We start from the raw sequence: 6,104 nt of genomic DNA, 5'->3' as shown, positions 1-6,104 counted from the left end.
GCTCCGTTCATGTTGATGACCGCGCTGGGATTGGTGGAAGAGTTGCTGGCAATCGTAACCACCCCAGTGTAGTTGTACGGTTCTGGTATCTGAGGACTGAACGTCGCTGTCAATTTAGCAGTCTGTCCAGGGTTCAGCGTGAATGGAGCGGTTACTCCAGTAGCGTTGAACAACGATCCAACAACTGAAATCGACGAGATCGTGACTGGCGCCGTCCCCGTCGAAGACAGGGTCACGGATTGAGTGCCTGTCTGCCCCACAATCACATTACCGAATGGGATGGTTGTCGTGCTGACACTTAGAGTCGATGTCGATGCGTTGAGCTGAATTGCGAAGCTCTGTGTCGCCGTACCGGAGCTCGCGGTAAGAGCCACTGACTGAGCTGAAGTCACTGAAGAAACGGTCGCTGAGAAACCAGCGCTGGTTGCGCCGCCCGGCACGGGAACAGATGCCGGAACCGTGACGGACGAATTGTTGCTCGACAGCGCAATTGCCAATCCTCCGCTTGGAGCTGGGCCGGTCAGGCTAAGCGTGCAGGCGTCTGTTCCTGCGCCCGTGTAGCTCGCCGTGCCGCAGGAAATCGCGCTAAGCGTCGAGGCTGCGATCCCGGCTCCGTTCATGTTAATAACCGCGCTGGGATTGGTGGAAGAGTTGCTGGCGATGGTGATCACGCCCGTGTAGTTGTAGGGTTCTGCTATTTGAGGACTGAAAGTCGCAGTCAATCTAGCGGTCTGTCCAGGATTCAGCGTGAAGGGAGTGGTTACTCCGGTGGCGTTGAAGAGCGATCCCGCAACCGAGATGGAAGAGATTGTGACTGGCGCGGTTCCCATCGAAGACAGCGTCACGGACTGAGTGCCCGTCTGACCGACAATCACATTACCGAATGCTACGGCGGCCGTGCTGACGCTCAGGGTTGGAGTCGAAGCGTTGAGTTGAATGTGAAAAGCCTGCGCGGCATTCCCAAGTGTCGCCGTCAACGCCACAGCTTCAGATGTGGAGACAGACGAAACCGCGGCCGTGAAGCCTGCGCTTGTTGATCCAGCCGGCACTGTCACTGAAGAAGGCACAGTTACGGCTGCCTGGTTGCTCGAAAGGCTGATCGACAATCCACCCGCGGGTGCAGCGGCATTGAGACTCACTGTGCACGCATCTGACCCTGCTCCGGCATAGCTCGCTGTGCCGCACGAAAGAGCGGAGAGAACCGAGCTTCCGGTTCCACTCAGTCCAACCATCGTTGTGCTTCCCGTGGATGAATTGCTGGAAATGACTACCTGGCCAGACGAAGTGGCCGCCGCAGTTGGATTGAATTGCACTGCAAGAGAGGCGCTCTGCCCGGGGTTCAGAGTCATGGGGAAGCTGGCGCCGATCAGAGTGAAGCCCGCTCCCGATGCGCTGCCTGAGTTAACCGTGACGGCCGCATTCCCGGTGGAAGCCAATGTCAGAGATTGCGTCACCGCTGTTCCAACCGCGACAGCACCAAAATTCAGGGTCGCGTTGCTGACACTCAGAGTGGATTGAACAGCATTCAAAGCAATCGAAAAAGTCACGCTGTTTTTTGCGACGGATGCGGCCAGGCCTGCTGTCTGAGCGGAACTCACCGGCTGGACAGTGGCAGTAAATCCTGCCGTAGTCATTTTGGCGGGAACCGTCACAGTGGATGGGACGCTAACCGCGGCATTGTTGCTCACCAGGTTTACGACCTGGCCTCCACTGGGAGCAGCCGACCTTAAGGTCACGGTGCAGGCATCGGTTCCCGCGCCTGTCATTGAAGCGCTGCTGCACGAAAGAGAGGCCAGTGCGCTAGTGCCGTTCCCATGCAGGCGCACCATCGCAGTGGGCGCAGTCGAATTAGTCGCCACCGTCAATTGGCCGTCTGAGGATCCCGTTGAAGAGGGATCGAACTTAAGATTCACGCTCACTGTGCCGCCGCTCGGAACGCGGACGGGCAGTGCAATTTGGCTGTCAACCGTAAAGGGCCCGCCGGATACTTCGAGCTGCGAAACTTCTATATCTGCTGCGCCTTGATTTACGAGCGAGATCGCGCTACTGACAGTCTGGCCTACGGGGACATCCCCAAACGAAATACTCGTGGCGGAAAGCATCAGATCGCCGGCTTGAACATAGTGGGTAACCGCGCCCCCGCACCCGCATAGACCCACACAAATGGCAAGTGCACCAACGAAAGCAAAATGCGTGATTCTGCGCGGACGTTTTGAAAAACCAACAAGTGAAGGAATAGATATATTATTGTTATTAAAAGCTTTAAGTAAGCAGAACAATGGCGCCACCTCAGCACGAGCAGTGCCGCACTTTGCTTCTGGGATGGCAGCCTTACAGAACCACCAGAGCGCCCTTTGCTCAGCGTCGGCCTAGTGGCAGAATCGGCCAAAACGACAAAATGGTAATGTGATTTTGGTCACTAACGTGTTATTTAATGGTTACTTTTGTGACAGTTAAGGAACCCTAATCTTTCTCTTGACGAAACTCTACAACTCCCCTGGATGCCGCAAATACCTATAGTCAGGCAACTTAGCCGATGTTCTTCCTGGCGATAAAGGCATCGGCATTGTTATGTGAGGCCATCCGCCCCACTAGGTCAATGGCTTCAATTCCCCGAACACGGTCGGTATCAGTTCCGCCACCGTCGGATGAATATGCACCGAGTGCGTGAGCAGCGATGCAGGCTGACGCGCGTACATCGCGGTCAAGATGCAGTGGATCGCTTCATCCCCGCCGACACCGAAGACCGTCGCTCCGAGAATCCGCTTGGTTTCGGCGTCAACCAGCACCTTCATAAAGCCGTCGGTCTCGCTCTTCTCGATTGCCCGGCTTACACGCGTCATGGGGCGCACCCCCATGAGCGCGGGCTTTCCACTCTTGCGGACCTCGGCTTCTGACATACCGGCTCGCGCCACCGGCGGATCAATGTAGATCGCGTATGTCGAAATCCGATCGCTCACCTTACGCGCGGCTCCGTTCAGCAAGTTATCCGCAACAATCTCGTAGTCGTTGTAGGAGGTGTGCGTAAAGGCGCCGTGCCCATTGCAATCCCCAAGCGCGTACACGCCGGGCGTGGTGGTTTGCAACTCGTCATTCACTCGAATGAACCCCTTATCGTTCGCCTCCACCCCCGCGGCGGCAAGATTCAAATCCGCAGTATTCGGCACGCGACCCACCGCCAACAGCACATGCGACCCCTCAACGTGGGGAGCGCCCTCATTGCACTCAACGCCAACCGACACGCCGTCGTCACGCTGCTCGAGGTGAATGCAATTGGCATTGACTTGAAGGTTGATTCCCTCGCCTGTGAATATTTCGCGGATTGCCGCCGAGGTATCCTCGTCTTCGTGGCTCGCAAGCCTCGACTGCTTTTCGATCACTGTGACCTCGCTGCCATAGCGCCGAAAGATTTGAGCAAACTCCAACCCGACATACCCTCCACCGACCACAACCAGGTGCTGCGGCAGTTCCTCCAGCGCTAGAATGCCCGTGCTCGTCAGGAACGGAACGGAGTCTAAGCCCGGCATCGCCGGAATCGCCGGACGTGCACCAACATTGAGAAATATCTGCTCGGCCTTCAAAACCTCATCTCCTACTTGCATCGCGTGCGGTCCGGTAAATTGGGCTTGCCCTCGGACCACGGTGCAGTTTGGCGTGCTTTGCAACCACTTCTCCAAACCGGTTCGCGACTTTGTAACAATCGCATCCATGCGAGCTTTCACGGCGTGCATATCCACTGTCACAGGCCCTGTTTTGACCCCGAAATCCGCACCGCGCCTGGCAATATGGGCTGCATGAGCACTGGCGACCAGGGCCTTGGTAGGGGTACATCCCGTGTTCACACAAGTTCCGCCAAGCAGATGCCGCTCCACCAGCGCCACCTTCCGTCCGGCTTTTGCGAGACGAACAGCAAGGGACGGCCCCGCTTGCCCGCCGCCAACAATCAATGCGTCAAATTGCTGCGTCATCGAAACCTCCCCCAGAACCGCGGACGACACCCTGAGCAATTCCGGTTCGGGTCCATCCTAGCTTCATTAGGATGTGGGAATGTTGAAAACTGCAGCTTTTACTTCTGAAACCTCCGCCAGGCCTTCCTCATCTGAAAGCCAGAAGGAGAATCTCAATGCCATCAAGAACTGAGCTTGTGGAGCGCCAGAAGGCTCCCTTGGCTAACCCTTCCGATATTGAACCGAAAGCCGTTAAGGAAATCTCCGGCGCCCTGAACGCTCTGCTCGCAGATGTGTTCAGCCTCTATCTCAAGACCAAGAACTTCCATTGGCATATGAGCGGTCCGCACTTCCGCGATTATCATCTGCTGCTCGATGAACACGGAGACCAGTTGTTTGCCATGACCGACGACATCGCGGAACGTGTCCGCAAGATCGGCGGCACCACTATTCGTTCCATCGGCCACATTGCCCGGCTGCAACGGATTGCCGACAACGACGCCGACTACGTGACTCCCGAGGACATGCTCGGCGAACTGCATGAGGACGAGAAAGCCCTGGTCCTCAGCATGCGCGAAGCACACTCGCTCTGCGATGATGCCGAAGACGTAGCCACAGCGAGTCTGCTTGAGAACTGGATTGACCAGGCCCAGCGCCGCAGTTGGTTCCTGTTTGAAGCAACCCGGAATTCCCGCTAGGCAAGACCGTATTCGCAAAGGCAGCCTGAATCGGCCGCATTTCGCATCAGCCGTACACGCACCGGGCTTGAAGTGTAAGACCGGATCGCCAAATCCCGTTCCTGGCCGTTGATAAGCAATCAGCGGGACAACCATCCCGGTTTCCCGCTGCTTGCAGTTTGTGATCGGGGGACATCCTTCTATTCTGCTCGCAGCGCCTCGACCGCGTTCACATTGGCAGCGCGCGCCGCTGGTACCGCAGCAGCAATCACCGCCGCAGCCAATATCGTAAAAGCCGATGCCACGAATGCCAGCGCGCCCGGCTGATGGAGTTCCGTGACGTACTTCCCTGCAATGATCGCGAGCCCGAACCCAAGCACCACGCCCGCGCTCACCCCGATCATAGCCATCACCAGTCCTTCCACTAGGACATTGGCAAGAATGTTGTGCCGCTGTGCGCCCAGTGCCATGCGAATGCCGAATTCGCGCGTGCGGCTGCTGACCGAGAAGGCCAGCACACCGGCCACACCCACAACTGAAATCAGCAGCGCCACCGCCGCGAATCCACCAAACACGATGGCATTGAGCTTATCGGGAGTCAGCACTTCTGCGCGAACATCGCCCAGCGTGCTTGCCTTCTCCACCGGCTGGTCCGTCGACATCTCATGAATGGTGCGGCTGATGGCCGGTACAAGTGCGTAAGGATCAGAATGCGCGCGCACAAAGAGCCGGCCATTCCATCCTTCCTGCTGTACAGGCTGGTACACCGTCATCGCCGGAGACGGAACGATGTTCTCGTCGTCAAAATCTGGCACCACGGCGATGATGCGCCGCGGTTCGGTGCTGATGCCGATGAATTTCATCACGCCGTCAGTCCACCACAGCTTACGGTTCAGCGGGTTCTGTCCGGGATAGAGCAGATTGGCCAGGCTCTGGCTGATGATCACCACGCGCTCCGAGCCTTCCTTGTCTCCATCGTTGAAGTCGCGGCCCGCAATCGGCAAGCCAAAGGTGTCAAAGAATCCCGGTGAGACGCTGCGGAACTTCGCGCGATAATCCTGCCCGTCGTTGCGCCTTGCACCCTGCGCAGCAAATGTAAAGGCAATGTTCAGGCCCTGATCGTCTCGCCACGGCGCACTGAAGCCCGAAGACACATGCTCCACCCCAGGTAGTGCTCCGACACGGCGAAGCACTTCGCGATAGAACTCGCTTACCTGCTCCGGCGTCTTGCCGTACGACAGCACCGGAAGATTGACAGCCAGCACATTCGCGGAATCAAAGGGCGGCCGCGTCTCTTCCAGCACGAACAGAGTCTTCATCAGCACGCAGGCACCGGCCAGCAGCAGAAACGACGCCGTGATTTGCGTGACAGCAAAGATGCGCAGACGACGGCTGCTTCCACCCGCCGCGCGCACTCCCCGCGCCGAAAGGCCCCCCTGCGCCCCATTCGGTGAGGGCAACCGCGGAACATACGCCAGAA

At 57.7% G+C, this 6,104-nt stretch carries 4 protein-coding genes; 1 reads left to right on the top strand and 3 read right to left on the bottom strand.

Translation table 11 applies throughout. The annotated features are described in order from the left end of the window. Window positions 1-2,102: choice-of-anchor D domain-containing protein (locus tag WA354_RS22770; protein ID WP_472815318.1), on the bottom strand; the 2,102-nt coding region annotated here is incomplete at its 3' end. 489 nt (window positions 2,103-2,591) lie between these two features. Next, entirely contained in the window at window positions 2,592-3,968 is a 1,377-nt protein-coding gene (locus WA354_RS22765) for an FAD-containing oxidoreductase (protein WP_472815317.1), read from the bottom strand. Window positions 3,969-4,123: 155 nt separating this feature from the next. Between WA354_RS22765 and WA354_RS22760 the strand changes: the two genes are divergently transcribed. Further along, on the top strand, window positions 4,124-4,645 hold the full coding sequence (locus tag WA354_RS22760; protein WP_472815316.1) for a Dps family protein: 522 nt from the start codon (window positions 4,124-4,126) through the stop codon (window positions 4,643-4,645). 179 nt (window positions 4,646-4,824) lie between these two features. Here WA354_RS22760 and WA354_RS22755 read toward each other — a convergent pair. Next, a partial coding sequence (locus WA354_RS22755; RefSeq protein WP_472815315.1) for an FtsX-like permease family protein occupies window positions 4,825-6,104 on the bottom strand: 1,280 nt, incomplete at its 5' end.

It is taken from the genome of Occallatibacter sp. (genome assembly GCF_049802275.1).
Taxonomy (GTDB): domain Bacteria; phylum Acidobacteriota; class Terriglobia; order Terriglobales; family Acidobacteriaceae; genus Telmatobacter.
Note: the sequence above shows the minus strand (reverse complement) of the source record. Positions and strands in the feature narration are given on the sequence as shown.

Bases quoted from the DNA above. Each gene is read 5' to 3' on its own strand.
- WA354_RS22765 (WP_472815317.1), bottom strand. From the start codon at position 3,968: ATGACGCAGCAATTTGACGCATTGATTGTTGGCGGCGGGCAAGCGGGG.
- WA354_RS22760 (WP_472815316.1), top strand. From the start codon at position 4,124: ATGCCATCAAGAACTGAGCTTGTGGAGCGCCAGAAGGCTCCCTTGGCT.